Below are 25,532 nucleotides of genomic sequence, written 5' to 3'. Positions count from 1 at the left end.
GACCAGGCGGCCGCTGCTCAGGTGAGGTGGTGCTCCAGCGCGAAGGTGCTCGCCGCCGTCCGCGAGGAGACCCCCAGTTTGCCGAAGATGTTCTGCAGGTGCCGGGCCACGGTGTGCTCGCTGATCACCAGGGCGGCGGCGATCTGCCGGTTGCTCGCGCCCCCGACCACCTGGCGGAGCACCTCCAGCTCGCGTTCGGAGAGACCGTAGGTTTCCCTGCCCGGCCCGCCGGGAGCGAGGGAATCGACATGAGCGAGGTCGGGCCCGGCCTCGACCTCCGCGAACACCGCGCGAGCCGCATCGAGCTCCAGGGCAGCCGTGTCGTCGTCACCCAGCGAGCGGCAGGCAAGGGCCACGAGGACGCGCGCCCGTGCGGCTTCGTACGGCGCTTCGAGGTCCTGCCACGCGTGCCACGCCCTGCGCCCCGCGGCGAGACCGGCAGCGGCATCGCCCTTGGCCAACGCCACGGAAGCGAGGCCGTACGCCGCCGTCGCGCGGAGTACGTCGCTGTCCTGGTGCTCCGCGATGGCCGCGAGCTGATCGGCAGCCGCAGCAGCGTCGTCCACTTCGCCCCCCGCCAGCATGATCACGACGTACGCCGCGAGGAGGGCCGCTCGCTCCAGCTCCCGGGTGTGCTCGGCCACGGCACGACGGATCGTCGCCGCCGCGGCCTCCCCGTTGCCCTGCGCCAGCCGCAGCAGGGCGAACCCCGGCTGGGGCTCGAACCCACAGCGGTTGGCCTTGCGGTAGGCGTCCTCGGCCTCGGCCTGCGAGCCCCGCAGCCGGTGGATCTCGCCCTGCCGGTAGTACGCCTCTCCGCAGGCGATCTGGTTCAGCACTCCCTGGGTGAAGCGTTCGGAGGCTCGGCGGGCCTCGTCGAGTGCGGTGGTCCATGCGCCGCCGTACTGCAGCACTTCTGCCCGGTGCACCAGGCACAGACCGTTGTGCGCGACCATCTGCGGCCGGCGGCTGCACCAGCGGGTCAAGGCGTCCGTCCACTCACGCTCATGATGCAGGTCGAACAGGTTGCGGCAGAAGATGATGGTGTTGCAGTAGACGATGCCCCTGACGATCGGCGAGAGTGCACCGGACTCGACGATCACGAGCGTCTCGTCCACCAGCCGCAGGCCCTCGGGCACGCGGCCCAGGTTCACCAGGGCCCGGCCTTGCTCGTCGCGTGCCAGCCACAGCAGGTCCGCGTCGCCGAACCGCTCGCCGAACTCGGCGGCCTCGACCGCCGTCGTGTGGCCGGCCTGCCAGTCGCCGCCGCCCATCTGGCTCAGCATCACCGGGAGGAGCAGATACCCGCGTTCGACGCAGTCCCGCCCGTCGGCCTCCAGGAGGCGTTCCCCGAGGGAGAACCAGCCGTTCGCCTGGGCGTGGTGGCCCCGGAACAGCAAGCTGTGGCCGATCCAGAACGCGCAGCGGACGGCGCGGGGTACGTCGCCGGCATTCAGCCACATCGCGTGCGCGCGCTCCAGCCCGGCCACGTACTCCTCGTCCCGCCCGAGCATGTACGCGGACCTGGCCATCAGCTCCAGGTCATCGGGGCCCAGCGACATGGCTCCGTCGGCGGCGCTCAGGCTCTCGAAGGCCTCGGACCATGCCTCGTCGGCGTAGCACGTACGGCCCCGGGCAAGATCGGTATTGGCGTCCACGAGGCGATTATCGACTCGCCGCGCACGACATCGACCGAGGCGCTCCAAGGGCGGCCATGCGATCGCCAGGAGCACGTCGTTTTCGGCTTCAAGCCGCGCTCCGCCACCGGGGGCTCGTCCGTTCGGCGGATGTAACCCGGGGCGCGGGCCGTCACCGCCCAGAAGGGATACGGATGCTCCCGGTACCCGCCCCCGTCGTCTCAGGGAGACTCCGATGAGCTGCATCAACCGACGCGACCTCGCGCTGCTGGCCCTCCGTGCCGGAACGGGGGCCGTGCTGATGGCACACGGTACGCAGAAGCTGTTCGGCTGGTTCGGGGGCGGTGGCTTGGACAAGACCGCCGCCGCGATGGAGCACATGGGCTTCACCCCCGGACGGCAAAGCGCCCTGGCCGCGGGACTCGGTGAGACCGGCGGTGGGGCTTTGCTCGTCCTGGGGCTGGCCACCCCGGCCGCCGGCGCCGCGGCGGCGGGTGCCATGGCGGGCGCGGTCTCCGTTCACGCTCCGGCCGGGTTCTTCGCCCAGGCCGGTGGATTCGAGTACCCGGCATTCCTCGGGTTCACTGCGGCCACCATCGGCCTCGCCGGCGCGGGCCGCTACTCCCTCGACCACGCCACCGGCCACACCTTCGACCAGCGGTGGACGCTCGCACTGGCCTTCACCGCGAGCGCGGTCGCGGCAGCCGCGGTCGTTGCCAAACGGGCTCAGGGGCAGCAGGACGCCGATGAGGAGACCGGCTGACGGGACCGCGCCCCTCCCGGGCGGCGGATCCGTCCTCCTGCGCCCAGCGCGCCGAAGGCCGGGCCCGCCGGGAGGGCACCCGCATCCCGCCGGGAGGGCACTCGTACGTACCGTCAGCAGTTGTCCGGCGCCGGGCGGCCCGCGAAGCGGTCGGCGATCCAGGTCATTCTCTCTATAGCGCGATGACGACCCGGGCGTTTGGGCACGAGGCGCTGCGTAGCTGATTCCGCTCGTCCTTCACCACGCAACAACGTGAGGTTGGAATAGGACGAGTCCGGGCTTGCGGCTCAGAAGTCGGCGCCGAGCAGGGACAAGGCGCGTCGCTCGACGGTTGCCTGCCTGACCTTCTCCCGGATCCACTCGACCATGACTGCCTCCCGTTCCAGCAATAGGGCGATCTCACGCAGTTCGCCGAGCACCACGACCCTATGTGCAAGAGCGTCATCGCAGGCAGCCACGGCGGGCTTTGTGTAACCGGACGCGGAGATGAACAGGCCGCGGACCTCGGCCCTGCTGTACACCCGAACGAGCTGTCGACTCATGGGCTCGATGTCGACCGGCTTGCCCCACCATTTGACTTCGACGATGTACTGGCTGCCGTCGACTTCGATGACCCCGTCGATCTGCTCGTGGGGCACCCCTTCCTCGTCTCGCAGGGTGAAGGAGTCGCGGATCAGGACCCCCTCGACGGCAAACAGATCGTTGAGCAGTGCTTCGAAGCCCGGGCCGCGGACATACGGATCCTTCTCGGCAAAGAGCATCGACAGACGCGACCGCAGCTCTGCGAACTGATGGCGGCGCGCTGCTGTCCGCTCCTGCTCAGCGCGTTGCGCCGCGAGTCTGTCGTGCCGCTCGCTGTCCCGCTCCTGCTGCATGCGCGTAAACGAGTCCCTCGTGTTCACGACCTTGCGGATCTGAGCGACGAGGCCTTCGGCCTTCAGCTGGTCTTCGGGCCAGCAGGAGGAGAAGTTTTCGAAGTCGGTTACGCGCTTGAGCAGGGCTCGGCGGACTCCGAGGGCACCGTCTCCTTGCTCATTGAGTTGTCCAAGCACCAATCGCACGATCTTGAACTTGTTGACCTGCGCGGGATCACTCGCGAGCCGGCGTTGATGGGGCTGTAGCAACTGCTCGCTCACACCGGCTCCTCGGAGGAAGGTGAGCACGCCTTCCTTGCTCCTGATGAGGCGCGGCACGGTCTCGATCATGAGTTCCAGCAGCTCCGGAGGCCAGTGGTAGGCGTCGTCATGCCGCATGCAGCACTCCCTGCATTCGCAATGTCCGCTTCGTCGGTCCGAGTGCCGGCAGTCCTGGCGGAGTTCTCGGCTCCAGGTGATTCTCCCGCCTTCGCGCAGTTCATGGTCACCGGTTTGCAGAATTGATCACGTGGGGCCGCCGACGTGACCGGGTGCTTGACGCGCCTGGCATTTGGTTCAAGTTCATGTTCGATCAGTCCTGTCGTTTACCGAGCAGTCCGCGGGCGCTCAGCAGACCGGGGCGTACGGGCACCCGAGTCGGGTGCAGGGGCCACGGAGGCAAGGCCGGCCGCTCCAGAGGGCGCCGCGGGTCAGAGGTGTTCTGTGGCGGAACTGGCGGCGGGCAGGGACAGGACCATGGTCAGGCCGCCGCCGGGGGTGTCCTCGGGGGTGAGCGTGCCGTCCATCGCCTCGGTGAGGCCTCGGGCCAGGGCGAGCCCGAGGCCGAGTCCGGCGGTGTTGTCACGGTCGCCGAGGCGTTGGAAGGGTTCGAAGGCACGCTCGCGGTCGTCGGCGGCGATTCCGGGGCCCCGGTCGGCGATCCTGACCTCGACCCGGCCGGCCAGGGCACTTGCCGTCACCAGCACCGGACGGTCTCCGGGGGCGTGACGGATCGCGTTGCCGACCAGGTTGGCCAGCACCCGTTCGAGCAGAGGCGGGTCGGCCTGAAGAGCCGGTACCGTCTCCAGGTTCTGTACGTCGATGCCGGGCCCTCCCGCGGACTGCAGTTCCAGTGATTCGAGAGCGGCGGGCAGGACTTCTTCCAGGCTGGTGGCCCGCAGTTCGAGGGTGAGGGCGCCGGCTTGCAGGCGGCTGAGATCGAGCAGGTTCTCCACCAGCCCGTTCAACCGGTTCAGGGACACCTCGGCGGATTCGAGCAGTTCTGCCCGGTCCTCCTCGGAGAACTCCACGTCCTGGTTGCGCAGCGAGCTGATCGCTGCCAGCGCCCCTGCCAGCGGGGTCCGCAGGTCGTGGCTGACGGCGCGGAGCAGGGCGGTGCGCAGGCGGTCGGCGGCCTTGATGGGTTCGACTTCGGCAGCGGCCTCGGCCAGACGGGCCCGCTCGACCGCGGCGCCGACGTGCGCGGCGAAGGCGGCCAGCACGCGGCGCTCGGAAGACGGCAGCGTACGGCCGCGCAGGACGAGTGAGGCCCCGGGGCCGGCCGCGACCATCAGGGCGGGATCCGAGCCGTTGTGGATGCGACGTCCGCTCTCGGTACCGGAACTGCCGTCAGGGGCTTCCGGAGCCAGCTCGACGGTGTCCATGCCGAAGGTCTCCCGGGTGCGTTCCAGCAGTGCCGGTATCGTCTGGTCGCCACGGACGATGCTGCCCGCGAGAGAGGACATCGTCTCCGCCTCGGCTGTGGCCCGGGCGGCACGGCGGGAGAGGCGCAGGGACCGGTCCGCCGCGGCGGACACGGTGGCGGCGACGACGGCGAAGACCATCAGTGCCAGCACGCTGTCCGGGTCGCCCATGGTGAACTCGCCGATGGGCGGCATGAACCAGTAGTTGAGGAGCAGCGTGGCGGTCAGCGCCGCGATCAGGGCGGATACCACTCCGCCGATGCAGGCTACGCCCACGACGGCCGCCAAGAACAGCAGTGCCTCGCTGGTGAGGTTCAGCGTGCCGCGCATCCGGTCGAGGGCGAGGGTGAGCAGCACCGGGAGCACCACACCGGCCACGGGTCCGGCGATGAGCCGGGAGGTGGGGAGCGTACGGCGGCGGGACGGGAGCAGTCGGCCGTGGCCCGCCCGCTCGTGCGTGACCATGTGGACGTCGATGTCCTCGGAGAGCCCCACGACGGTCTCGCCGATTCCTCTGCCGGTGAGGAAGCGTTCCAGTCTGCGGCGCCGGCTCGTACCGAGGACGAGTTGGGTGGCGTTCTCCGCGGTGGCGAAGTCCACCAGTGCGGTGGGTACTTCGTCGCCGACGACGGAGTGGTAGCTGCCGCCCAGGTCCTCGACGAGGCTCCGCTGCGCGGCGAGCGCCGCGTGCGAGACCCCCGCGGCAAGCCCGTCGCTGCGCGTGATGTGCACGGCGAGCAGCTCACCGCCTGCGGATCGGCCGGCGATGCGGGCGGCGCGGCGGATCAGGGTCTCGCCCTCGGGGCCGCCCGTGAGCGCCACCACCACCCGTTCCCGGGTTTCCCAGACGTCCCCGATGCCTTGCTCGATGCGGTACGTCTGGAGGGCCTCGTCCACCCGCCCGGCCAGCCACAGGAGGGCCAGTTCCCGCAGCGCGATGAGGTTACCGGGGCGGAAGTAGTTGGCGAGGGAGGCGTCGATCTGCTCCGGGGGATAGATGTTGCCGTGTGCCAGGCGGCGCCGAAGCCCCTCGGGAGGTATGTCGACCAGCTCGATCTCGTCGGCGCGGCGTACGAAATCATCGGGGACCGTCTCGTGCTGCGGTACCCCGGTGATCTTCTCGACGACGTCGCTCAGCGACTCCAGGTGCTGGATGTTGAGCGTGGTGACGACGTCTATCCCGGCAGCGAGGATGACCTCGACGTCCTGCCAGCGCCTCGGATGCCGGTCGCCCCCCGGGACATTGGTGTGGGCCAGCTCGTCGATCAGTACCGTCTCCGGGCGCCTGGACAGCAGCGCTTCGCGGTCCAACTCCGTGTAAGGGCGCCCACGGTAGTCGTGGTCGGCCAAGGGAAGGATCTCCAGACCCTCGAGCTTCGCCTCGGTGTGCCGGCGCCGGTGGCACTCCACGAAGCCGGCCACCACATCCACGCCACGGGCCGCCCGGCGGTGCGCCTCGTCGAGCATCCGGTACGTCTTGCCGACGCCGGGAGCCGCGCCCAGGAAGACCTTGAGCCTGCCGGGCCGGACGACCGGCCGCGCCCCGGCAGCCGGGCCGGCCTCGTGCGTTGTCGCCACGATCAGAACTTCTCGGGGAAGTGCAACGCCGGCCCCGGACGCCCGACCGGGCTGACCTCGATGGCGATGCCTACGACACCCTCCGTGCCCATCCGTACCCGACTCCTTCGTAAGACCTCAACCTCACCAGCGAACACCAGCGAAGAGCTGAACGACACAGCCCTGACGCGCTCCTGACGCGAGCCGACTGCGACTTTGACGGGGTACTGACGGCTGCTCCGTTGAAAGGGGTGAAGGCGGAGTATCGGGGAGCCGGGCCGGCGTCGCGTTCACCGCGCGGTCAGCGCCGACTCGCGTGGAGGCGGAATGCGCAGCGTCGGAACGGTCCTGTTCCGAGAGGTGGCGACGGCGGGCGTGTGCTTGGCGTTCAGGCGGGCACCGGGGTCGACCGGACCTCGCGTGACAGGGCGCGCCCGGTGGCGTGGTGGACGTATTCGCGGGTCAGCCGGAAGCCGGCCGTCCAGGCCAGCAGCCTGCTGGGCCGGTTGTCGCGCGAGCAGCACCAGCTCGCTGTGTGTCCCCGCGCCTGGATGCCGGCCGTCAGGCCGGCGACAGAGGCCAGTGCGAGGCTCTCGCGGCGGCGATCGGGCACGGTGACGACCGCGATGTCCTCGTAGGCGCTGCCGAGGGAGTAGGTGCAGGCGATGGACAGGATCCGGCCCTTGGCGATCGCCGCCCAGGCGTGGCCGGAGGTGGCGAGCCCGGCGGGTCCGCCCCAACTGGCGCGCGCACGTCGGCGGTCTTGCCGGCCGGGACGGCGGGGCGGCGACCGCCCTTGCTGCCCCTGGCCTCGGCGGCGCGCAGTCCGTCGTAGGCCGGCTCGCGCTGGAGGTCGCGCTGGAGTTCGCCGGCGGCGGCCAGGGTCTGCACCATGAACTTCACGGTGGACAGCAGCTCGCCGGTGCGTGGGTGGCGGGCGGTGAGGTCCATCGCGGAGAACGCGCCGTCGTGGATGCGCAGGGCGACCTGGTCGCGGTGGAGGACGTCGAGCACGTCGAGGATGTGGCCGGTGCCGCGTACGAGGCGGAACATCTCGGAGATGTGCACGGTATCGCCCGGCCGCGCGTAGGTGAGCAGCTCGCGGAACGTCGGCCGCTGGAGCGGGTGGAGGCGGCTGGAGGTGCCGGGGTCCTCCTCGAAGACGACCGGGCCTTCGATCCCGGCCTCGGCCAGGACGAGGTTCTGCCGGGCGGTGGACTGCTGGTCGGTCGAGACCCGCTTGTAGACCAGGTTCGCCACTGAAGGGCCGCTCCGTACGAAGGATCGGACCTTATCTGTCGTCAAACCCTGTCAGCAACCACCATCGGATCTGATTGGATTCGCGCCGCCTCGAAGCCCCGGATTGCACGGGTTCATTGGACGGCCGGGCGTCCTGTCGTCAAACGATCGTTTGCCGACGCCGGCCTTCAGGGGATGGAACACGCGTCGGGGCCTGCGTCGCCGTTAGGGAACGAGATCTTCGTACGACTGCGGCGGGTTCTGCGGCGCTGTTAGCCTGCGGTCCATGATCAAGGGCGGTTTAGCAGGTCGAATAGGCCGGATGGCGGGGGACAGCGGGCCGGAGCGCGTGCTGATCGCCGCCAGTTTCGTCAACCGGGTCGGCAATGGTCTGTTCAACGCGGCGTCGGCGCTCTATTTCACCTTGGTCGTGGGCCTGCCGGCGGTGCAGGTCGGTGCCGCGCTCACCATCGCCGGAGTGATCGGCTTGTGCGCGGGGATACCTGGGGGGCATCTCGCTGACCGGCGCGGTGCACGCGTGATCATGATGCTGGCCCTCGCGGTCCAGGCGGTATCGATGGCGGCCCTCGTCCTCGTCGAGAGCTGGGCCGCGCTCACGATCATCGCGACGGTCGACCAGATCGCCGCGGCGGTCGGAGGGGCGGCGTGGGGGGCTCTGGTGGTCCGGGTCGGGGGTGAGCGGCCGGCCATGTTCCGGGCGAAGCTGCGCACCTTCGTCAACCTGGGCGTCATCCTGGGAACGGTGGGTGCCGGGCTGGCGCTAGCCGCGGACACCCGCGGCGCCTATGTCACGCTGATTCTCGGCAACGCGGCGAGCTTCGCCCTGTGCGCGGTGCTTCTGCTTCTGCTGCCCCGCTATCCGGTGCTGGCAGCGCCGCCACGTCAGCGGCGCTGGCTCGTCTTCGCGGACCGTCCGTTCCTGACGTTCACCGCCCTCTACGGGGCCATGGGACTGCAGTACCCGGTGGTCTCCCTGCTCCTGCCGATCTGGATCTCCGAGCACACCGAAACGCCGCGTTGGACGGTGGCCGCGCTGTTCGGAGTCAATTCGGCCTTCTGCGTACTGATGCAGACCAGGATCGGCTCCCGTATCGAGACCCCGTACGACGGCGGTAGGGCATTTCGTACGGCGGGGCTGCTCTTCCTCGTCAGCTGTCCGATGATGGCGCTGGCGGCGTACGCCCCTGTCTGGGCGGCAGCAGGACTGGTCCTGGCCGCGATCTTCGTTCATAGCCTGGGAGAAGTCTGGGAGTCCTCAGCCGCCTTCGCCCTGGGTTTCGGTCTTGCCCCCGACCATGCTCAGGGCCAGTACCAAGGTGTCTTCGGCCTCGGCTTCAACGCGGGCCAGGCTCTCGCCCCCGCGATCCTCACCACGGTGGTGCTAGGCCTCGGCACGGCGGGCTGGCTGCTGCTGGCGTTGTTCTTCGCAATGCTGGGTGCTGCTGGCCCATCTCTTGCCCGCTGGGGTATGCGGACCCGGCCGCAGCCGGGCGTTGCTGCGGAAGCGACGAGATGACCAGGGAGTAGGTGCCAGGAGCCTTCCGCGTGGCATGGAACAGTGTGTGTGCATCGCGTGGCCGCTGGAGTAGCGACATGACATGGGTGGTCAGGCCGCCTGACCGTAGCCGTCCGGCGCGGGCGGGGCGGCACCGCGCAGCGGGCTGAAGTCGACGTCCAGATGCGGGTCGTACGCCTCGGGCACGAGGCCGAGCTCATGGGTGGAGTACTCGCCGAAGCGGCGGACGTGCTCGGTCAGGTACGGCGAGATATGGGCCAGGTCCTCGGGGTCGATGACGTAGCCCTCCTCCTGGAGCTGGCGCACGATCTCGGCGATGTCCAGGGCGTTGTGGAAGATCACCGCGTTCGTGAGCAGCGCGTTGAATTTCGCGGTCTCCTTGTGGACCAGGCACACCAGCAGCGCGAGCCGCTTCACCAGGCTGTAGTCCCGCAGCTCCGGCGGTCGCCCTGGAAAGCCGCCCAGGCGTAGCCGGAGCGGGCGAGGGCGCCAGGACCGCCCCAGGTGCGGTGGATCCAGCTCATCGCGGGCGGAAGTGTGGTGAGTGCCCGGGCATCCCGTGCGTTCAGCCTGCGCAGGGTGACACCCCTCGGTGGTCGGGCGGCGGGCACGGGGGTGCGCTTGACGTACACCACACGCTGCCACGGCACCACCTGGCGAAACGCGGCTCCGATCAGCGGAAGGAAGTGGCCCGGGGCTTCCAGGTAGTGGTCCGCGAAGACGGTGAGGTCCCTCGGAGAGATGGTTTGCGGGTCTCCGCGCAGGAGCACGTGGTCCCCGCATTCGGCGGCGATCACGCGCGGCTGGATGGCACGGTCCACCCACCAGCGGCCGGCCTCGGTGGTCAGGACGTGTTCGGTCAGGGCGGCCGGGCCCGGGGCCCCGGTGGGGAACCACCGGGTGAGGGCCGGGAGCCGGTGGGACGGCAGGTTGGTCACGAGGGTTCCTTCGACGGCATGGAAGTGGGGCGGACCTGTCGGAGGACCGCCCCACGGGGTGGGCTGCTGGCTAGCAGGAGGGCTTGCTGCCGTGGTTGGAGCCCTTCTTGCGGCGGGCCCTCTTCTTGCGTGCGCGCTTCGACATGTCTTCCGGCCCCTTCAGGCGGTGTGGCCGACGAGGAGGTCGGCGAGCTTGTTGAGGCGTTTGACGGTGCGCTCCTCGGTGGCGGCGGCGGCCGGGGCGACGCGCTCGGAGCGGTCGTAGTAGGCGCCGTTGACGATCTCGGTGGCCGGGTCGCACAGATGCACGACGTGCTGGGCGCCCTCGGCGGCGGGCGCGCCTTCGAGTCCGTACAGCGGGAGCAGGCCGGTCTCGCACACGCCGGGGTTGACGGAGACGGCGGTGACGCGCGGGTCGGCGGCGAAGACGGTCAGCGCCAGCTGCGACTGGGCGTAGGCGGCGAGTCGGGCGTAACGTCGCACGCGCTGGGGGTCGTTCCACTGGATGGCGGCGGTGCGGTGCAGCGAGGAGGAGACGTTGACGACGCGACCGCCGGGGTCGCTGGTGAGTGCCTGCTCCAGCAGGTTGGTGAGGAGGTAGTGGGCGAGGAAGTTGACCTGGAAGGCGATCTCGTTGCCGTCTGCCGTGAGCGTGTGGCGCTCTGGCGCCGCGATGGCCGCGTTGTTGACGAGGGCGTGCAGGAGCGGGTGTTCGCGTACGACGGCGTGGGCGAGGTTCTCGACCTCCTCCAGGCGGGAGAAGTCGGCGGCGAGCGGGTGCAGGCGGGCGCCGTCGATGCACGCGGTGGCGACCAGCCGGTCGGCGGCCGTCCGGGCCTCCTCGGGGGTGCGGCCGTGGAGAAGGACGGTGGCACCGCGTTCGCCCAGCATGCGGGCGGTCTCGAAGCCGATGCCGGAGGTGGCTCCGGTGACGAGGACGGTACGGCCGGACAGGGATGAAGACATGTGGGATTCCCGGAATCGGGCATGGCCGATGCGCCCGGCGCCCCTGCGTCGGGCAGGGACGTGGGCTCAGGTCATGCGGTGAAGGTGAGGATGCGTACGAAGCCTCGATCAGCGCCCTTCAGGGGGCTGGTGGCAGGTACGCGCAGGACGCGCGGCCGGTGTCAGAAGGCCGGGCGGACAGCGGGCGCCGTCGGCCGCACCGACGTGACCCCGTCACGGCTTCGCCGTGACGGTGGCCGATCGTCGTAGCGCGGGCCGCTGTTCATGCCCGCAATCCCAGCGCATCGGGGGAACTCGGGCAAGCCCTGGGCGGCTCCTTGACGGCCTTCTGACGCCCGTCGTCAGGGCCGCGTCAAAGATCGGCTTCCGCCCGGAAGGAACGCGTCAAGGAGTGCTGCGAAGGCCGTCGGCCGTGCGCAGACTGGTGGTGCGACGGAGCGGGATGACGCTACGGCGGCACGCGGCTGGTGGGCGGTGACCCAAGCACCGCCGAAAGGGCGCATGGTCCCACCGTGGGGGTACGGACCGATGCGACCGCGTGCCGGTCACCCGTCGCACAACACATGAGCCGTCTGGCTCTCCGGTGTGGGGATACCGGGCCGGACGGCTCTCGTGTTTCGGTCGCCGACCGCGATGTCAGCTCACCGCTGAGGTCGGGAGCTCCGCGGTGACCGGCGGGGTGCCACCCGCTACGGGGAGGGTGAGGACCATGGTGAGTCCGCCGCCGGGGGTGTCCTCGGCGGTGAGGGTGCCACCGATGGCCTCGGTGAAGCCGCGGGCGACGGCGAGGCCGAGGCCGACTCCGGCGCCGCGCGGGGCGTCGCCGTGCCGTTGGAACGGTTCGAAGATGCGGTCCTTGGCTTCGTCGGGGACGCCGGGTCCGCGGTCGACCACCCGGAGCTCGACCCGGCTCCCCAGCGCGCTGGCGGAGACGTGGACCGGCCGGCCGTCGGGGCTGTACTTGACGGCGTTCTCGACGATGTTGGCAACGGCCCGCTCCAGCAGGCCGCGGTCCACGGCGACCATGGGGAGGGTTTCGGGGATGTCGAGTTCGACGCTGTCCTCGGGTACGGCGCCCAGGGCCATGGGGACGACTTCGTCGAGGTCGGTCTCGCGGATCAGGGGGACGACGGTGCCGGTGTTCAGGCGGGACATGTCCAGGAGGTTCCCGATCAGGGCCGCGAGGCGGTCGGCGCCGTCCTCGATGCCTTCGAGGAGGTCGGCCTTGTCCTCGTCCGACCATTCGACGTCGTCGGAGCGCAGCGAGGTGACGGAGGCCTTTATGCCGGCCAGCGGGGTGCGCAGGTCGTGGCTGACGGCGGCCAGCAGGGCTGTACGGATGCGGTTGCCCTCGGCGAGCTCGCGCGCCTTGCCGGCCTCGTCGACCAGGCGCTGGCGGTCGAGTACGACGGCTGCCTGGGCGGCGAACGCGCCGAGCACGCGCCGGTCCTCGGCGGGCAGGGGGCGGCCGGTCAGGGCCAGCGCCATGTTCTCGCCGATGGGCAGGTCCACGTCCGCGTCCTCGGGGCGGCTGACCGGGCCGGTGCCGACGGATGCCGCCGTGGTCCAGGGGTCGACGTCGCTGGTGCGCTCCAGGAGGACGACCGACTGCATGGCGAACGTCTCACGGAGCCGCTCGAGGAGGGCGTCGAGGGAGTTCTCGCCGCGCAGGATGCTGCCGGCGAGGAAGGAGAGGATCTCGGATTCGGCGCGCAGCCGGGCGGCCTGGTGGGTGCGCCGGGCGGCCAGGTCGACCACGGAGGCCACCGACACCGCCACACCGACGAAGATCGCGATGGCCACGATGTTCTTCGGGTCGGAGATGGTGAACTCGTGCAGTGGCGGGGTGAAGTAGTAGTTCAGGAGCAGGGACCCGAAGGCCGCCGACGCCAGGGCGGGCAGGAGTCCGCCGAGCAGGGCCGCCGCCACCGTGAAGGTCAGGAAGAGCAGCATGTCGTTCGCCAGACCGAGGTCGGGCACGACTTGGCTCAGCAGGACGGTGAGCAGGGCGGGGCCGCCGACGCCGGTCAGCCAGCCCCAGATGATGCGGGACCGGCCGAGCCGCGCGCCGCGGGCGACGGGCAGGCCGCGACCCTTGGCGGCCTCGTCGTGCGTGACGATGTGGACGTCGAGGTCGGGGCCGGATTCGCGGGCTACCGTGGCGCTGACGCCGGGGCTGAAGGCGTATTGCCAGGAGCGGCGGCGGCTGACGCCGAGCACGATCTGGGTGGCGTTGCACCCGCGGGCGAACTCCAGGAGCGCGTCGGGGACGTTGTCGCCTATGACGTGGTGGAAGGTACCGCCGAGATCTTCCACCAGAGTCCGCTGGACCGCGAGTTCCTTGGGCGAGGCCGAGGAGAGGCCGTCGCTGGCGGCGATGTAGACGGCGAGGACCTCGCCACCGGCGCCCTTCTCGGCGAGGCGGGCTGCGCGCCGGATGAGCGTACGGCCCTCCGGACCGCCGGTGAGGCCGACGACGATGCGTTCGCGGGCCTGCCAGGTGGAGCGGATGTTGTGTTCGCCCCGGTATTCCTGGAGGTATTCGTCGACCCGGTCTGCGACCCAGAGCAGCGCCAGCTCACGCAGCGCGGTCAGGTTTCCGGGCCGGAAGTAGTTCGAGAGGGCGGCGTCGACCTTGTCGGGCTTGTAGACGTTGCCGTGGGCCATGCGTCGGCGCAGTGCCTGCGGGGACATGTCGACCAGCTCGATCTGGTCGGCCCGACGGGCCACCTCGTCGGGGACGGTCTCGCGCTGGCGGACACCGGTGATCGTCTCGACCACGTCGCCGAGCGATTCCAGGTGCTGGATGTTGACGGTGGAGACGACGTTGATGCCGGCTTGGAGGAGTTCCTCGACGTCCTGCCAGCGCTTGGTGTTGCGCGAGCCGGGCACGTTGGTGTGGGCGAGCTCGTCCACCAGCGCGACCGCTGGGCGGCGGGCGAGGATCGCGTCGACGTCCATCTCGGTGAAGGTGGAGCCGCGGTACTCGATCTCGCGCCGCGGTACGAGTTCGAGCCCGTGCAGCATCACCTCCGTACGCGGACGGTTGTGGTGCTCGACGAAACCGACGACGCAGTCGGTGCCCCGTTCGATCCGGCGGTGCGCCTCGGAGAGCATGGCGTAGGTCTTGCCGACGCCCGGCGCTGCGCCGAGGTAGATGCGGAGCTTGCCGCGCGGCGCCGGCCTGTGAGGACAGCGCGACGGCCACCAAACGGGCCTCCTCGGGCGGCAGCGGGCGGCCGGGGTGCGCGTCGAGGAGGAAGCGGCCGTAGTACTGGCCGCCGCCGACGACCCGCAGCTCGGTCTCCCCGTCCGGCCAGTCCGCGTACTCCGTGATCCGGCCCGGGCGGCGCAGCCACAGGCCGCCGCCGTGTTCCAGCCGGGCAGGTGCCCCATCAGGGTTCCGTACTCGAAGCGGCAGCCGCGCAGCCCGAGCGCGAGCGCAACGATGAAGGGGGCCACGAGGGCCGCGAGCAAGGCGGCACGGTCGTGGAGCCGGTACCCGGACATGTGGTGCCTCCCGTCCGGAGAGGCCGATCCGGGTTCGGAAGTTCAGAACTTCTCGGGCCTGATCAGGGCGGCCACGAGATAGCCCAGCAGAGCCAGGGCGACGAGCAGCCCGACTACGTTCTCAGCATCCATCTGGAACTCCCTTTGCCGCCCGGCGGGCGCTGTCTCGCCCCACATCAAGCCTGCCCGCGGCCGGACGCGGAGCCGCGCTCCCTGATGAGGTCTTGACGCACCTCATACGGCTTCCCGGCATTGCCGTCAGGAGCGCGTGAAGACTGGGTCTGCAGCCGTATGGATATCGCCAAGAGCACTGGTATTCCAGTCATGCCATTCCGACGCTGTCCTCACTTTGCCCCAATGGAGGAACAGCAAGAGATGGCCATACACATGGGACAGCCGGGCACGGCAGGACAGACCCCTTGCACGGAGGAGCCGCCTGATACCGGCGTCGGCACCTCCTCGGCGGGGGACCGGCATCGGCTGACCGCCCTCCAGGGCTTGTCCGCGCTGTCGCTGGACGCGATGGCGTCCGTGGCATACGGCCCTGAGTCGATCGTGCTGGTGCTGGCGGCGGCCGGTGCGTACGGCATGGGGTTCACCCTTCCCGTCACGCTTGCCATCGCCGCGCTACTGGCGGTGTTGGTGGCCTCGTACCGGCAGGTGATCGCCGCGTTCCCGGACGGCGGCGGCTCGTACGCGGTCGCCAAGCGGCACCTGGGCCGGCGGACGAGCCTGGTCGCCGCGGCCTCGCTGATCCTCGACTACGTGCTGAACGTCGCCGTCTCCGTCACCGCCGGTGTGGCAGCGCTGACTTCGGCCTTTCCGGGGCTGTACGGGGAGCGGGTCTGGATCTGCCTCGGTGTCCTGGTCCTCGTCACCGCCGTGAACCTGCGCGGGGTCGTGGAGTCGGCGAAGGCGTTCCTCGTCCCGACCGCCGTGTTCGTGGGGTCGATCCTCGCGATGGTGGTGGTCGGCCTGTTCCGTGACGGGCCGGCCAGTACCGCCTCGGCCGCCGGGCACGCCTCCGCCCTCGGGGACGGCGCCACCACCGTCGGCGCACTGCTCCTCCTCAAGGCGTTCGCGGCGGGCTGCTCGGCCCTGACCGGCGTCGAGGCCGTCGCCAACGCCGTGCCGTCCTTCCGGGCGCCGGCCGCCCGCCGGGCCCAGCGCACCGAAGTGGCGCTCGGCGCCCTGCTCGGTGTGATGCTGATCGGCCTGTCCGTCCTGATCGGCCGCTTCCACCTCCAGCCCGTCGACGGCGTCACCGTCCTCGCCCAGCTCGCCGACGCCTCCTTCGGACACAACGCGGCTTTCTACGTCGTGCAGTTCGCGACCATGGTGCTGCTGGCGCTCGCCGCGAACACCTCTTTCGGCGGCCTGCCCGTCCTGATGAGCCTGCTGGCCCGCGACAACCACCTGCCGCACGTCTTCGCCCTCAAGGCCGACCGCCAGGTACACCGCCACGGAGTGGTGTGGCTGGCGCTTGTCTCCGGCGCTCTCCTCGTCTTCTCCGGCGGCGACACCAACACCCTGGTCCCGCTCTTCGCGATCGGCGTGTTCGTCGGCTTCACCGTCTGCCAGGTCGGCATGGTCCGGCACTGGTACGGCGAGCGCCCCAAGGGCTGGCAGGCCAAGGCGGCCCTCAACGGCTTCGGCGCGGCGCTGACAGGCGTCTCGGCGGTCGTCGTCACCGCCACCAAGTTCACCGAGGGCGCCTGGCTGATCGTCCTCGCCCTGCCGCTGATCGTCCTCGCCTTCGGACGCGTCCACCGCGCCTACACCGAGATCGGCGCACGCCTTGAACTCGGCCGCATCCCGCAGCCGCCCCGGCGCTCCCGCTCCCTGGTCGTCGTACCCGTCTCCGGGCTGTCCCGGCTGACCTGCCAGGCACTCACCGCCGCCCGCTCCCTCGGCGACGAGGTCCTCGCGGTGACCGTCACCCACCCGGCGCCCGAGGACCGGCAGGCCGCCGAGGCGCTGCGGCGGGACTGGGAGCTGTGGAAGCCCGGCGTCGAGCTGGTCGAGCTGTCCTCGGACACCCGCTCGCTCGGCCGCCCGGTGTCCGGCTACGTGCGCGAGCTGGCGCTGACGCACCCGGACGCGCAGGTGACCGTACTCATTCCGGAGACCGAACCCGCCCGCCTGTGGCAGCGGCTGCTCCAGAACCAGCGCGGTTCGGTCGTCGCCCACGCCCTCCGCCGGGACACCGACGCGGTCATCTGCCGGCTGCGTTTCCGCATCACCACCGACGCACGTTGACATGCCCTTGACGGTGGCTTTACGCGTCTCTTGCGCCGCCGTCAAGAAGGTGGCAATTCCCCCGGCCGGATGGCGGATACCTCCGGAACGGGCAGTAGTTTCCTGCCTGTTGTGCTGCCGGGAGACCGGGTCTCCACATGACGGCCGAGGGGTCGGTGGAGACATCCCCCGGTGGCGACGCCCCGCACCCGTCCTTTGCCAAGCCTTGCCGGCAGGGGGGTGCCCAGCCGAACCCACGAGAAGGTCGCTTCATGCCTCCCGCCGCCGCGCAGCACATTCCTCCGGGTCTCGGGACCCCTCCGCGGACTCCGGTCAACCGACCGCCACGGAAACGCTCCGGCCAGGTGAATGTGCTGGAGCCCGAGCTCCTCGCGGCCTCGACGCGGGAGGCCGCCGCCAAGCTCCACCCGCGCGAACTGGTGAAGAAGCCGGTGCTGTTCGTCGTCGCGGTCGGATCCGTCCTCACCACCCTCTCGGCGCTCGTCCACCCGTCCGTCTTCACGTGGGTGATCAGCGTCTGGCTCTGGCTGACGGTCCTGTTCGCCAACCTCGCAGAGGCGGTCGCCGAGGGCCGGGGCCGTGCGCAGGCGGAGTCCCTGCGGAAGGCGCGGACCGACACGGTCGCGGTCCGCCTCAACCACTGGACGTACGGGACGAACCTGCGCTCCGCCGAAACCGAGGTGGTCACCCCCGCCGACCTCCAGCCCTTCGACTTCGTCCTCGTCGAAGCGGGGGAGCTCGTCCCCGCCGACGGCGATGTGGTCGACGGAGCGGCGATGGTCGACGAGTCCGCCGTCACGGGCGAATCGGCCCCCGTGCTGCGGGAGTCGGGCGGCGACCGCTCCGGCGTCACCGGCGGTACGACCGTACTCTCCGACGCGATCGTCGTACGGGTCACCTCCCGCCCGGGGAACAGCTTCATCGACCGGATGATCGCCCTGGTCGAAGGGGCGTCCCGGCAGAAGACCCCGAACGAGATCGCGCTCAACATCCTGCTGGCCGCCCTCACCGTGATCTTCATCCTGATCGTGGTGAGCCTCCAGCCGATGGCCGCGTACGCGGGCGCCGCCCAGTCGACGACCGTGCTCGTGGCCCTCCTCGTCACCCTGATCCCGACCACGATCGGCGCGCTGCTCTCGGCGATCGGTATCGCGGGCATGGACCGGCTCGTCCAGCGCAATGTGATCGCGATGAGCGGACGCGCCGTCGAGGCGGCGGGAGACGTGAACACCCTGCTCCTCGACAAGACCGGGACCATCACCCACGGCAACCGGGAGGCCGCGGCCTTCATCCCGCTGCCCGGTGTCGACCAGATCAAGCTCGCGGACGCCGCACAGCTGTCCTCCCTCGCCGACGAGACTCCGGAAGGCCGGTCCGTCGTGAACCTGGCCCAGCGGCACGGGCTCCAGCCCGCCGCCGCCGAGGAGCTGAGCAACCCCCGCTTCACCGAGTTCAGCGCCCGCACCCGCATGAGCGGCGTCAACCTGAGCTGGGACAACGGCGCGGGCTGCGCCATCCGCAAGGGAGCGGTGGCTCAGGTCTGCGACTGGGTGGTGGCGCGCGGCGGGGTCCTGCAACCCGAGGCCGCCGAGTGGTCGGCCGCCGTGTCGCAGTCCGGGGGCACCCCTCTGCTGGTCGCGGTCCACGACTGGGACGGCCCGAGGGTCCTCGGCATCATCCACCTCAAGGACGTCGTCAAGGACGGCATCCGGGAGCGGTTCGCGGAGCTGCGCGCCATGGGGATCCGTACGGTCATGGTCACCGGTGACAACGAGCTGACGGCCCGCGCCATCGCCGCAGAGGCGGGGGTCGACGAGTACCTCGCCGAGGCCACGCCCGAGGACAAGATGGCCCTCATCAAGCGGGAGCAGGCCGGCGGCAAACTCGTCGCGATGACCGGTGACGGTACGAACGACGCCCCGGCGCTGGCGCAGGCCGATGTCGGCGTGGCGATGAACACGGGCACCTCGGCCGCCAAGGAGGCCGGGAACATGGTGGACCTGGACTCCAACCCCACCAAGCTCATCGAGATCGTCGAGATCGGCAAGCAGCTCCTCATCACCCGCGGAGCCCTCACCACTTTCTCCATTACGAACGACGTCGCGAAGTACTTCGCGATCATCCCCGCGATGTTCACGGCCGCCTACCCCGGCCTGGAAGCGCTGAACGTCATGGGCCTGAGCAGCCCGACCTCCGCGATCACCTCGGCGATCATCTTCAACGCCCTGATCATCGTCGCCCTGATCCCGCTCGCCCTGCGCGGCGTCCGCTACCGCCCCGCCTCCGCACACGACCTGCTGCGCCGCAACCTCGCCGTCTACGGCCTCGGCGGCCTGATCCTGCCCTTCATCGGAATCAAGCTCATCGACCTGCTGGTGTCCACCATCCCCGGCATCGGCTGAAGCCCTTGCGCCCCGAGAACGAGAACATTCAACGTCATGGTGTTCAAGACCGTGGGCACCGACCTGTATGACACCGAGTGGTTTACGAACGAGCAGAAGCGGACCTACAACGGTTACAAGTTCCGGGCGGCCAACGGCAAGTGCCTCGAAGCAGGAGTGGTCCTTGCGGCTCCGCTGACCGGCAACCCGGCCTTCACTACGCCACACGTGGCTCTGTTTGCGTTAAGGACGCGTCAGGGTTTGCTCGCTCACGTGCATATTTGATCAGCCTGCCTACGCTTGCGCAGCCGTCGATGTCGTTTGCCGTACGACAGGAGCCCCCACGATGGCCACCCCTGCCCGCTCCTCGCGCCTGCGCGCGTGGATGCTGGAAGGCTTGACCGCCCAGACGAGTTCGCCCGCCGCCAAGGAGGCGGCGGCCCAGCCCCATGGCCGGCCGTGGTGGCGGGTGATGTGCCTGACGGGTCTGGACTACTTCTCCACGCTCGGCTACCAGCCCGGTATCGCGGCGCTGGCGGCCGGTCTGCTGTCGCCGCTGGCGACCATCGTGCTCGTCCTGCTCACCCTCTTCGGCGCACTGCCCGTCTACCGGCGGGTGGCCGAGGAGAGCCCCCATGGTGAGGGCTCGATCGCCATGCTGGAGCGGCTGCTGACGTTCTGGAAGGGGAAGCTGTTCGTCCTGACCCTGCTGGGGTTCGCGGCGACCGACTTCCTCATCACCATCACGCTGTCGGCCGCGGACGCGACCGCGCACCTGGTGGAGAACCCGCACCTCACGAGCACCCTGCACGGGCACGAGGTGCTGATCACTCTGATCATGATCGCGCTCCTCGGGGCAGTCTTCCTCAAGGGGTTCAGCGAGGCCATCGGCGTGGCCGTCGTCCTGGTGGTGACCTACCTCGGCCTGAACGTCGTCGTCGTGGCGGTCGGCCTGTGGAACGTGGTCACCGAGCCGCACGTCATCACGGACTGGTCGCAAGCGCTGACGACAGAGCACGGCAACCCGTTCATGATGATCGCCATCGCGCTGGTCGTGTTCCCGAAGCTGGCCCTCGGGCTGTCGGGCTTCGAGACGGGCGTGGCGGTCATGCCGCACGTCCAGAGTGACCCGGACGACACCGAGGACAAGCCGACGGGCCGGATCCGCGGGGCGAAGAAGCTGCTGACGACCGCGGCCATCATCATGAGCGTCTTCCTGATCTGCTCCAGCTTCATCACGACGCTGCTCATCCCCGCCGACGAATTCGAGCCGGGCGGCGAGGCCAACGGCCGCGCGCTGGCCTATCTGGCGCACGAGTACCTGGGCTCCGCCTTCGGCACGGTCTACGACATCTCCACGATCCTGATCCTGTGGTTCGCCGGCTCCTCGGCCATGGCCGGGCTGCTCAACCTCATGCCCCGTCACCTGCCCCGCTACGGTATGGCCCCGCACTGGGCCCGCGCGCTGCGGCCGATGGTCATCGTGTTCACCCTGGTCGCGTTCCTGGTGACGTGGATCTTCGACGCCGACGTGGACGCGCAGGGCGGTGCGTACGCCACCGGTGTCCTCGTCCTGATCACCTCGGCGGCCGTCGCCGTGACCATCGCCGCCCGCCGGGCCGGCGAGCGCGGCTGGACCATCGGCTTCGGAATCATCTCCGCCGTCTTCATCTACACGACCGCGGTCAACGTCGTGGAGCGCCCGGACGGCGTGAAGATCGGTGCCTGCTTCATCGCGGGCATCATGGCACTGTCGCTGCTGTCCCGGCTCGCCCGGGTCTTCGAGCTGCGCGTCACGCACGTCGAGCTGGACGACATGGCGCAGCGGTTCATCCGCGACACGGCCAGCCGCACGATCAGGTTCATCGCGAACGAGCCCGACAACCGGGACAAGGCCGAGTACCGGGAAAAGGTCGAGCAGATCCGTCGGGGCAACGACATCCCGACCGGCGATGACGTCATGTTCGTCGAGGTCACCGTCCTGGACCCGTCCGAATTCGAATCCGGCCTCCGGGTCCGAGGCGAGGTCCTCCACGACCGCTACCGCGTCCTGACCCTGGAGAGCTCCACCGTCCCCACGCGCTGGCCGCCCTCCTGCTCCACGTACGGGACGAGACCGGGCAGCGCCCCCACATCTACTTCGAGTGGACCGAAGGCAACCCGATGGCCAACTTCCTGCGCTTCTTCCTCTTCGGGCAGGGCGAGGTCGCCCCGGTCACCCGCGAGGTCATCCGCGAGGCCGAACCGGACCGCGCCCGCCGCCCCCACGTCCACGCGGGCTGACCTGTTCGCATCAAGACGCCGACAGGAATCCCGTTGGACCCTCGCCATGGCGAGGGTCCAACGGGATTCGCACTACTGTGACCACTCGATCGCGCCCCGACCGTGGAATCCGCCGGACCGTACTCGTCCTGGGGGCGGCGGGCCTGACCGTCAGCACCACAGGCGCCGCCCTCGACGCTCTATGGCTGCTCGGGATCGGGGTCTTTGTCATCACCGCGATGGTGATCGAGCTCGTCTACCGGCCGTAGAGCAGCACTCCACAGTGTCCTCCGTAGGCGCGACGTGGCGGGCCTAGCCGCCGATGTCCCGGCTGCGGAAGTCCTCCAGCGTCTCGCGCCGGACCAGCACCCGGGCGGTACCTTCGTGGACCGCGATGACCGCCGGGCGGCCGACGAGGTTGTAGCCGGATGCCATGGACAGCTGGTAGGCGCCGGCCACCGGTACGGCGAGCAGGTCGCCGGGGTGGAGGTCGCCCGGCAGCTCCACGTCCGCCGCGAGGACGTCGCCGGCCTCGCAGTGCCGGCCGACCACGGTCGTGGTGCGGGATCCGGCAGTGGAGCGGCGGCCGACGAGTCGAGGCGCGTAGCGCACCCCGTACAACGCGGGGCGCGGGTTGTCGCTCATGCCGCCGTCGACGGCGACGAACACCTTCTCACCGGTGTGCTTGACGGCGAGCACCCTGTAGAGGGCGACTCCGGCCGGACCGACCACCGCCCGCCCGGGCTCGATGGTGAGCCGGGGAACGGTCAGCCGGGCGGCGGCGCAGCCCTCGACGAGTTCGGCGCGCAGCCGTCGGGCCAGTGCGGTGAGGTCGAGGGCGGGTTCGCCCGGTCGATAGGCGATGCCGTGGCCGCCGCCCATGTCCAGTTCGGGCAGGACGACGCCGTGCGCGTCGCGGATGCGGGCCATCAGTCCCACCATCCGGCGCAGGGCCACCAGATAGGGTTTGACCTGGGTGATCTGTGAGCCGATGTGGCAGTGCAGGCCGGTCAGTTCGAGCTGCGGCTGGCCGAGGATCCTCGTGACGGCGTGCTGCGCGCCCCCGTCGGTGAGCGAGAGCCCGAATTTCTGGTCGTCCGTGCCCGTACGGATCTTGTCGTGCCCGCCGGCGGAGACGCCCGGAACCACCCGCACCATGACCTTCTGGCGCCTGTCGGGCCCGACGGCGGCCGCGATCCGGGCGATCTCCGAGGGACCGTCGATGACGATCCGCCCCACCCCGAGGCGCAGCGCCGCCTCCAGGTCACGGGGCGACTTCGCGTTGCCGTGCAGCACGATCCGCTCGGGCGGGAAACCGGCCGTGACGGCCAGTTCCAGTTCGCCGGCGGAACACACGTCCAGACCCAGTCCCTCCTCCCGGACCCAGCGCACCATGGCGCGGGAGAGGAACGCCTTGGCGGCGTACAGCACCTCGGCGTCGGGGAAGGCATCCCGGTAGGTCCGGCAGCGCCCGCGCACCTCGGCCTCGTCGACGACGTAGGCCGGTGTGTCGAAGCGCTCGGCCACCTCCGCGAGAGACACCCCGCCGACGGCCAGGCCACCGCGCGGGAGCCGCTCCGTCGACGCGGGCCATATGGACAGGTCCTCCGCGCCGGCGGCGACCTCGGAGAGAACGGCAGTGGTCACCGGGACCCCCCTCGCAGAGCACGGGCCGGAACCGCGGGCGTCCGCGCCGGCACCGGTACCGGGGTGACGGCGGGAGCCGTGAAGGTCGGGTCGATCGTCAGGCGGCACGCGCCGAGCGGCGCGGCAAGCGCGCGGAGCGCCGACTCGGACAGCCGGATCCAGGGCTGCTCCGCGCCGAGCGTGGTCGCCAGCAGGTCGGGGCGGGTGAATCCGACGGCGGTGCGGTCGCCCAGAGGGGTGCGGAACATCCGGAGCACCACCTCCGCGGTCCCCGGCCGGACGGGCACGTAGAGGGGTCCGGCCGGGACCCGTTCTTCAGGCTCGGGGTCGTCGTCGTACTGGAACAAACACATGGGGCCCTCCCAGAGGAACCACGAGTGGCAGGTGGGGCCCCGGATGCGGGGAGGCGGTCCGGGGCACGACACCGAAGCTACCCCCGTGTTCCCGCACCTGTGGTCGTCCCATAACGGGGCTCTTACGGCGACCGGCCGAGTCCATACGCATCGCTGACGGCCTGCGTCGGGCGGCGTCAGGAATCCGTCAGGGTCGTCGATCGCGGCGTGAGAGGGCCCAGCTCCCGGATGATGGAGGCCGCGGATTCCTGCCACTTGGTCTCGGCTCCCCGCCTGAGTACGGGCGCTCGATCAAGGTGTTCGGATGGCAGTGGAGCGCGGCGGCCACGATGTTGATCAGCCCGGCTCGGTCCAGCTCGATCCGGCCCTTCTTCAGCTCGGATGCCCATCCCTGAGTCCGGCCCAGGGCGGCGGCGAGGTCGGCCTGAGTCATCCCGACCCAGAGCCGTTGACGCCCGACCCGGCGCCCGGTCCGCTCTTGCTCCTCGATGTACCCGCTCACACCCACCACCCCGATCTCTGGAGCCGACCGCAAGACCCGCGCCACCCGCCCGCGCCGCAAGGCCGGGACGGGGCGGGCAGGTGGCGCGATCCCCAGTCCCCGGGCAGGACCATTCCGGTGGAAACACCGGGATTGCCGAGATCGCTTGATGATCAGTGCAACGGTGAGCCTCAGGGAGCACTCAGGCGTACGGCGAGGGCGGCGATGTCGTCGTCGAGGCGCCCTCTGGTGTAGCGGAGGAGGTCGCGGTGAAGGGCCGTGAGCAGTTCGCGGGGCGGTGTCGGTGGCTGTCGACGCATCCACGCTGCCAGCGGGAAGAACTCGCCGTCGCGGGCGCGGGCCTCGGCGATCCCGTCCGTGTAGAGGAGCAGCAGGTCGCCGGGGGCGAAGTCGAAGGTGTCGACGTTGTAGTGATCGCCGATCAGCTCCGCGAGGCTGAGCAGCGGCGCGGGGGTGACGGGCTCGAGGACACGGAGTTTCCCGTGGTTCAGGAGCAGCGGCGGGGGGTGTCCGCAGTTGAGGATGTTGATGCGTCTGCCCTCGTGCGGGATCTCGGCGAGAAGGGCGGTGGCGAAGCGTTCCATGGGCCCGTCGGGGGGAAAGGCGGCGTTGTAACGGGTGCTGCTGGCGTCCAGCCTGCGTGCGACGTTGACCATGTCGGTCTCGCCGTACGCCGCCTCCCGGAATGCGTTGACGATCGCCGCGGCCGCTCCCACCGCCGGCAGGCCCTTGCCGCGCACGTCGCCGATGAGCAGCCTGACCCCGAATGGCGTGTCGACCACCTCGTAGAAGTCCCCGCCGATGCGGGCCTCGGCGGCGGCCGCGAGGTACAGCGACTCGATCTCGACGTTCCCGTAGCGGCGCGGCATCGGGCTCAGCACCACCTGCTGCGCCGCGTCGGCGACGAGCCGTACCTGGAAGAGGGTGCGCTCCCGCTGGAGCCGGACGTGGCTTCCGTACGCGGCGGCCACGGTGACCGCGATGATGCCCGCAGCCGTCCACCACGTTCCCAGGTCGGGGAAGACGAGGCTGAGGCCGATCATCAGGAGGAGGCAGACGGTGCCGAGCAGGACGGTGGGGAGGACCGGCCACATGGCGGCGGCCAGGGCCGGGGCCGCGGGCAGGAGGCGGCTGAAGGCCATTTCCGGCGGAGTGGCGTAGGCCAGGCTGGCGATCACGACGGTCAGGAAGACCGGCGACAGCCGCACCAGCCACCCCCGGCCGTAGCGCCGAGGGTGCCGCGGCCGTCCAGACTCGATCACGCTACCCACAATATCCGTGCAATAGGTGCATAGCGCTCTGACGAACAGGGGCGGCTTCCTGCCCCTCCCGCTCCCCAGTCGAAGAGCTCCATGCCCATAACGCAACATATGTTCGAATTCTTGGCTTGTCTGGGGCGGTGCCCGGCAGGGTCGGAGCGGGCC

General features: G+C 70.2%; 18 protein-coding genes and 3 pseudogenes. 7 read left to right on the top strand and 14 right to left on the bottom strand.

Annotation, left to right across the window (positions count from 1 at the left end; genetic code table 11):
- Positions 1-17: 17 nt before the first annotated feature.
- Entirely contained in the window at positions 18-1,658 is a 1,641-nt protein-coding gene (locus ACZ7H1_RS20790) for a helix-turn-helix transcriptional regulator (RefSeq protein ID WP_470788525.1), read from the bottom strand.
- 214 nt (positions 1,659-1,872) lie between these two features.
- On the opposite strand from ACZ7H1_RS20790, the gene ACZ7H1_RS20785 reads away from it, so the two are divergent.
- Positions 1,873-2,400 (top strand): DoxX family protein, encoded by a 528-nt coding sequence (locus ACZ7H1_RS20785; RefSeq protein WP_470788524.1) that lies wholly within the window; start codon positions 1,873-1,875, stop codon positions 2,398-2,400.
- Between the two features lie 287 nt (positions 2,401-2,687).
- On the opposite strand, the gene ACZ7H1_RS20780 is transcribed toward ACZ7H1_RS20785, so the two are convergent.
- The 4 genes and pseudogenes from ACZ7H1_RS20780 to ACZ7H1_RS20765 form a co-directional block, all read right to left on the bottom strand.
- Positions 2,688-3,653 carry a restriction endonuclease gene (locus tag ACZ7H1_RS20780; protein ID WP_470788523.1) on the bottom strand — a complete coding sequence of 322 codons (966 nt, stop codon included), beginning with the start codon at positions 3,651-3,653 and terminating at the stop codon, positions 2,688-2,690.
- A gap of 311 nt (positions 3,654-3,964) precedes the next feature.
- Entirely contained in the window at positions 3,965-6,541 is a 2,577-nt protein-coding gene (locus ACZ7H1_RS20775; protein ID WP_470788670.1) for a sensor histidine kinase, read from the bottom strand.
- Positions 6,542-6,902: 361 nt separating this feature from the next.
- Positions 6,903-7,193 (bottom strand): annotated as a pseudogene (locus ACZ7H1_RS20770) (GNAT family N-acetyltransferase); the annotation flags it as partial.
- Complete coding sequence (locus ACZ7H1_RS20765; RefSeq protein ID WP_470788522.1) at positions 7,076-7,774, bottom strand: recombinase family protein; 699 nt, start codon at positions 7,772-7,774, stop codon at positions 7,076-7,078. The gene ACZ7H1_RS20765 and the pseudogene ACZ7H1_RS20770, both read right to left, overlap by 118 nt.
- Positions 7,775-8,039: 265 nt before the next feature.
- On the opposite strand from ACZ7H1_RS20765, the gene ACZ7H1_RS20760 reads away from it, so the two are divergent.
- Positions 8,040-9,290 (top strand): MFS transporter, encoded by a 1,251-nt coding sequence (locus ACZ7H1_RS20760; RefSeq protein WP_470788520.1) that lies wholly within the window; start codon positions 8,040-8,042, stop codon positions 9,288-9,290.
- A gap of 90 nt (positions 9,291-9,380) precedes the next feature.
- Here the strand turns inward: ACZ7H1_RS20760 and ACZ7H1_RS20755 are convergent, their stop codons facing one another.
- From ACZ7H1_RS20755 to kdpF, 5 genes are all read right to left on the bottom strand, one after another.
- Complete coding sequence (locus tag ACZ7H1_RS20755) at positions 9,381-9,707, bottom strand: Tn3 family transposase (RefSeq protein ID WP_470788518.1); 327 nt, start codon at positions 9,705-9,707, stop codon at positions 9,381-9,383.
- Positions 9,704-10,228, bottom strand: coding sequence for a hypothetical protein (locus tag ACZ7H1_RS20750; RefSeq protein ID WP_470788517.1), 525 nt, complete (start codon positions 10,226-10,228; stop codon positions 9,704-9,706). Before ACZ7H1_RS20750 ends, ACZ7H1_RS20755 begins: the two co-directional genes overlap by 4 nt.
- Positions 10,229-10,387: 159 nt before the next feature.
- Entirely contained in the window at positions 10,388-11,194 is an 807-nt protein-coding gene (locus ACZ7H1_RS20745; protein WP_470788516.1) for an SDR family NAD(P)-dependent oxidoreductase, read from the bottom strand.
- A gap of 636 nt (positions 11,195-11,830) precedes the next feature.
- Positions 11,831-14,311, bottom strand: a complete 2,481-nt coding sequence (locus tag ACZ7H1_RS20740; RefSeq protein ID WP_470788514.1) for a DUF4118 domain-containing protein — start codon at positions 14,309-14,311, stop codon at positions 11,831-11,833.
- Positions 14,312-14,746: 435 nt separating this feature from the next.
- Entirely contained in the window at positions 14,747-14,836 is a 90-nt protein-coding gene (gene kdpF / locus ACZ7H1_RS20735; protein WP_362044984.1) for a K(+)-transporting ATPase subunit F, read from the bottom strand.
- A gap of 243 nt (positions 14,837-15,079) precedes the next feature.
- Here kdpF and ACZ7H1_RS20730 point away from each other — a divergent pair, with 243 nt between their 5' ends.
- From ACZ7H1_RS20730 to ACZ7H1_RS20710, 5 genes and pseudogenes are all read left to right on the top strand, one after another.
- A complete protein-coding gene (locus ACZ7H1_RS20730) occupies positions 15,080-16,963 on the top strand; it encodes an APC family permease (protein ID WP_470788513.1) in 1,884 nt (627 codons plus the stop codon).
- 251 nt (positions 16,964-17,214) lie between these two features.
- A complete protein-coding gene (gene kdpB, locus ACZ7H1_RS20725; protein ID WP_470788512.1) occupies positions 17,215-19,365 on the top strand; it encodes a potassium-transporting ATPase subunit KdpB in 2,151 nt (716 codons plus the stop codon).
- A gap of 36 nt (positions 19,366-19,401) precedes the next feature.
- On the top strand, positions 19,402-19,629 hold the full coding sequence (locus tag ACZ7H1_RS20720; RefSeq protein WP_470788510.1) for a hypothetical protein: 228 nt from the start codon (positions 19,402-19,404) through the stop codon (positions 19,627-19,629).
- 61 nt (positions 19,630-19,690) lie between these two features.
- Positions 19,691-21,627: pseudogene (locus tag ACZ7H1_RS20715) on the top strand (APC family permease).
- A gap of 77 nt (positions 21,628-21,704) precedes the next feature.
- A complete protein-coding gene (locus ACZ7H1_RS20710) occupies positions 21,705-21,875 on the top strand; it encodes a hypothetical protein (protein ID WP_470788508.1) in 171 nt (56 codons plus the stop codon).
- Positions 21,876-21,918: 43 nt separating this feature from the next.
- Here ACZ7H1_RS20710 and lysA read toward each other — a convergent pair whose 3' ends face one another.
- The 4 genes and pseudogenes from lysA to ACZ7H1_RS20690 form a co-directional block, all read right to left on the bottom strand.
- Positions 21,919-23,361 (bottom strand): diaminopimelate decarboxylase, encoded by a 1,443-nt coding sequence (lysA, locus tag ACZ7H1_RS20705; RefSeq protein WP_470788507.1) that lies wholly within the window; start codon positions 23,359-23,361, stop codon positions 21,919-21,921.
- A complete protein-coding gene (locus tag ACZ7H1_RS20700; protein ID WP_470788505.1) occupies positions 23,250-23,606 on the bottom strand; it encodes an SAV_915 family protein in 357 nt (118 codons plus the stop codon). The genes lysA and ACZ7H1_RS20700 overlap by 112 nt, the downstream gene beginning before the upstream one ends.
- A gap of 218 nt (positions 23,607-23,824) precedes the next feature.
- Positions 23,825-24,039 (bottom strand): annotated as a pseudogene (locus tag ACZ7H1_RS20695) (helix-turn-helix domain-containing protein); the annotation flags it as partial.
- A gap of 239 nt (positions 24,040-24,278) precedes the next feature.
- Complete coding sequence (locus tag ACZ7H1_RS20690; RefSeq protein WP_470788504.1) at positions 24,279-25,370, bottom strand: PP2C family protein-serine/threonine phosphatase; 1,092 nt, start codon at positions 25,368-25,370, stop codon at positions 24,279-24,281.
- Positions 25,371-25,532 lie beyond the last annotated feature (162 nt).

The organism is Streptomyces sp. NPDC037401, from assembly GCF_055602345.1.
The sequence above is the reverse complement of the archived record's forward strand: the minus strand, read 5'-3'. Positions and strand labels throughout refer to the sequence as shown.

What these genes read in the sequence shown, in the direction of transcription:
- ACZ7H1_RS20740 (WP_470788514.1), bottom strand. Translation starts at nt 14,311, where the DNA reads ATGCTCTCCGAGGCGCACCGCCGGATCGAACGGGGCACCGACTGCGTC.
- ACZ7H1_RS20785 (WP_470788524.1), top strand. Translation starts at nt 1,873, where the DNA reads ATGAGCTGCATCAACCGACGCGACCTCGCGCTGCTGGCCCTCCGTGCC.
- kdpB (WP_470788512.1), top strand. Translation starts at nt 17,215, where the DNA reads ATGCCTCCCGCCGCCGCGCAGCACATTCCTCCGGGTCTCGGGACCCCT.
- ACZ7H1_RS20760 (WP_470788520.1), top strand. Translation starts at nt 8,040, where the DNA reads ATGATCAAGGGCGGTTTAGCAGGTCGAATAGGCCGGATGGCGGGGGAC.
- ACZ7H1_RS20700 (WP_470788505.1), bottom strand. Translation starts at nt 23,606, where the DNA reads ATGTGTTTGTTCCAGTACGACGACGACCCCGAGCCTGAAGAACGGGTC.
- ACZ7H1_RS20720 (WP_470788510.1), top strand. Translation starts at nt 19,402, where the DNA reads ATGGTGTTCAAGACCGTGGGCACCGACCTGTATGACACCGAGTGGTTT.
- ACZ7H1_RS20745 (WP_470788516.1), bottom strand. Translation starts at nt 11,194, where the DNA reads ATGTCTTCATCCCTGTCCGGCCGTACCGTCCTCGTCACCGGAGCCACC.
- ACZ7H1_RS20780 (WP_470788523.1), bottom strand. Translation starts at nt 3,653, where the DNA reads ATGCGGCATGACGACGCCTACCACTGGCCTCCGGAGCTGCTGGAACTC.
- ACZ7H1_RS20730 (WP_470788513.1), top strand. Translation starts at nt 15,080, where the DNA reads ATGGCCATACACATGGGACAGCCGGGCACGGCAGGACAGACCCCTTGC.
- kdpF (WP_362044984.1), bottom strand. Translation starts at nt 14,836, where the DNA reads ATGGATGCTGAGAACGTAGTCGGGCTGCTCGTCGCCCTGGCTCTGCTG.